The organism is Actinomadura sp. 7K507 (assembly GCF_004348425.1).
In the GTDB taxonomy this organism is placed as follows: Bacteria; Actinomycetota; Actinomycetes; order Streptosporangiales; family Streptosporangiaceae; genus Spirillospora.
The window spans coordinates 1-3,213 of the sequence record NZ_SMKK01000441.1 but is presented as its reverse complement, the minus strand read 5'-3'; the positions used below and the strand labels follow the sequence as shown (position 1 = coordinate 3,213).

The 3,213-nt window shown below is 73.4% G+C and carries 2 protein-coding genes; one reads left to right on the top strand and one right to left on the bottom strand.

Going from position 1 to position 3,213, the window contains the following annotated elements; all coding sequences use genetic code 11:
• The first annotated feature begins 125 nt into the window (after positions 1-125).
• Complete coding sequence (locus E1285_RS44085) at positions 126-1,178, top strand: alpha/beta hydrolase family protein (protein WP_132160861.1); 1,053 nt, start codon at positions 126-128, stop codon at positions 1,176-1,178.
• A 28-nt stretch (positions 1,179-1,206) separates the two neighbouring features.
• Here E1285_RS44085 and E1285_RS44080 read toward each other — a convergent pair whose 3' ends face one another.
• Complete coding sequence (locus tag E1285_RS44080) at positions 1,207-3,099, bottom strand: glycoside hydrolase family 3 protein (protein ID WP_132160860.1); 1,893 nt, start codon at positions 3,097-3,099, stop codon at positions 1,207-1,209.
• Positions 3,100-3,213: the final 114 nt, after the last annotated feature.

Below are 3,213 nucleotides of genomic sequence, written 5' to 3'. Positions count from 1 at the left end.
CTTCTCCACAGCACGTCGCGTTTTTCTTGTCAAAGGTCCTTGTAGATCGTTCCCGGCGAGGCGAGGAAACTCGGCGGAGTCGCGCGCGGCCACGGGGGTCGGGCCAGCTACCGCGAGGTGAGCAGATGACACGCTCGGTTCCCCACCGGTCACCGCAGGCTCCGTGGAGGCGCTCGCTGGCGGCGGGGTCGGTCGCCGTCGTGCTGGTCGCGGGGATCGGCGGGGCGGGCATCGGCGCGGCGCACGCCGCGCCGGCCCGGGGCCTGGCGGCGGCGCCGGTCGCGGCCGACACCGGGGCGCGCATCACCGCCGAGAAGAAGGTCGGCGCGAACGCGGTCGACATCACGATCGACTCCCCCTCGCTCGGAAAGTCGGTGAAGACGCGGATCCTGCTGCCGAAGAACTGGCAGCGGGGCGCGCAGGCGACGTGGCCGGTGCTGTACGCCTTCCACGGCGGGCAGGACGACTACACGTCCTGGCCCCGCAACACCGACATCGAGGCATGGGCGGCCCAGTACAACGTCATCGTCGTCATGCCCGAGGCCGAGAACAGCGGCTACACCGACTTTTACAACTACGGCATGGGCGGTACGCCGCAGTGGGAGAGGTTCCACACCGCCGAGGTGCGCCAGCTGGTGGAGCGCAACTACGGCGCGGGCGCGATGCGCGCGGCCATCGGCAACTCCTCGGGCGGTTCGGGCGCGCTGACCTACGCGGCGCGGCACCCGGGGCTGTTCAAGTACGCGGCGTCGCTGAGCGGCATCCTGTCGATGCGGTCGCCCGGGATCCCCGCGCTGCTGATGTTCACCAACGCGAGCAACTGGCAGGACCCGTTCGCGATCTGGGGCATCCCGTGGGTCGACGACGCCAACTGGAAGGCGCACGACCCGTACACGCTGGCCCCCAAGCTGCGCGGCACCGGCATCTTCTTCTCCTCCGGCACGACGGGCAGGCCCGGCCCGGGCGACCCGAACGTGGCGCCGTGGGACATCGGGCTGCTCAGCGAGATCGCGATCGGCGCCAACAACAAGGAGTTCAAGAAGCGGCTCGACGAGCTGGGCATCCCCCACACGGCGCACATCTACAAGGACGGCCGGCACAACTGGGCGGCGTGGATCCGCGAGGCGAAGTCGGTCTGGCCGGCGCTGATGAACTCGATCGGCGCCCGGAAGGCGTGACGCCCGCGCGGCACGGTGCGGGGCCGGTTCAGCGGCGGTAGCCCAGCCCGTGGCCGAAGGGGTACAGCGCGGCGCCGGGCTCGTCGCGGACGGGAATGGTGACGGGCAGCCGCCCGCGCGGGTCCAGCTCGCCGAACAGGGTCTTGGCGGCCGACCGCAGCGCCTCGGCGGTGTGGGAGTAGGTGGCCAGGTAGGTCGTGACCTCGGGGAACCAGGCGATGTCGTAGGGGTCGCGGACGGCGATGACGGCGACGGGGGTGCCGGTGGCGGCCAGCGCCTTGACGAGGTTCATCTGCCCGGGGCCGTTGTGCCCGGGCCCGTCCTCGACGTCCCAGGCGCGGTTGGTGACGGCGACGACGAGGTCCTGGTCGCGGGCGGCGGCGACGGCCTCGTCGATCTGGGCCCGGGTGGGGCTGACGCCGGTCTGCCTGATGGTGGTCCGGGCGCCGCGCCGGGCGATCTCGGTGCCGAGGGCCGCGGTGGCGGACACGCCCCATCCGGTGACCAGGACGTCGCGTTCGCCGGGCCGCATCGGCAGGACGGGGGCCCCGTTCCCGGCGGGGTCGTTCTTGACCAGGGTGCTGGTGCGGTCGGTGGCGCGCTGCGCGGCGGCCAGGTGCGGGGGCGTCCCCACCCGCTCGGCGACCTCGGACTCGTCGGCGTAGGGGTCGCGGAACAGGCCGCGTTCGTGCTTGAGCTTCAGGATCCGGTACACCGAGGCGTCGATGCGCTCCTCGGTCAGCTCGCCGGACTCGACGGCGGCGACGACGGCGGCGAGCTGCCGGGGGAACACGCCGGTGCCGTCGTCGTCGGCGGGCGGTTTGAGCAGAACGTCGGCGCCGGCCTTGAGGGCCAGGACGGGGACGCGCTCGTCGCCGTACTTGTCGCGGACCCCTTCCATGTCGAGGGCGTCGGTGACGACGACGCCGTCGTAGCCGAGCCGGTCGCGCAGGATGCCGGTGAGGATGGGCCGCGACAGGGTGGCGGGGTCGCCGGAGGGGTCCAGCGACGGCACGACGATGTGCGCGGTCATGATCGAGTCGACGCCGGCGGCGATGGCGGCGCGGAACGGCGGCAGGTCGAGGCGTTCCCACTCCTGGCGGGTGTGGTCGATCTCGGGGACGCCGGTGTGGCTGTCGGTGGTGGTGTCGCCGTGGCCGGGGAAGTGCTTGGCGGTGGCGGTGACGCCGCCGGACCGGTATCCGCGGATCTGCGCGGTGACCATGGACGACACCAGGCCGGGGTCGGAGCCGAAGGACCGGACGCCGATGACGGGGTTGGCGGGATTGACGTTGACGTCCGCGTCGGGGGCGTAGTCCTGGTTGACGCCGACGGCGCGCAGTTCCCGCCCGGTGATGCGGGCCAGGGCGCGGGCGTCGGCGGTGCGCCGTCCGGCGGCCAGGGCCATCGCGCCGGGCGACTGGGTCGCGGGCGGCTGGAGGCGGGCGACGATGCCGCCCTCCTGGTCGGTGGCGATCGTGGCGGGGATCCGGTGGGGCCCGGCCGCCGCGGCGCGCTGGATGCCGTTGGAGAACGCGGCGACCTGCTGCGGGTCCCGGATGTTCTCGCCGTAGTAGATGAACCCGCCGGGCCGGTAGCGGGCCGTGACCTGCGCGGCGTTGTCGGCCCCGTAGAGCCTGCGGTTGGCGGCGACGGCCCCGGGGTCGGCGGTGTCGGCGCTGGTGCCGTGGATCTGCAGGACGAACAGCTGGGCGGCCTTCTCCTCGAGCGTCATCGACCGCAGGATGCGCATGAGTTCGGGCTCCTTGCCGTGTCCGGTGCCGGGGCCGGTGCCGGGGCCGCCGCCGGGCGGGGCGGCCCCGGCGGCGGGGGCCGTCATGGCGGTGAGGCCGGCGACGGCGAGCGTTCCCGCGGTGAGGCCGGCGAGCCACCGGCGGTGGCGCGTGCGCGGACGGTACATGACGGCTCCCTCCGGCCCCCGGACTTCCTGTTGATCAAGTTCTTCCTGCACGTTAACCCCGCGCCGCGGCGCCGTCCACGGCAAGGTTCGACGACGCCCCGGGGGCCGCTCCGC

Coding starts and splice junctions, on each gene's coding strand:
- E1285_RS44085 (WP_132160861.1), top strand. CDS start 126: ATGACACGCTCGGTTCCCCACCGGTCACCGCAGGCTCCGTGGAGGCGC.
- E1285_RS44080 (WP_132160860.1), bottom strand. CDS start 3,099: ATGTACCGTCCGCGCACGCGCCACCGCCGGTGGCTCGCCGGCCTCACC.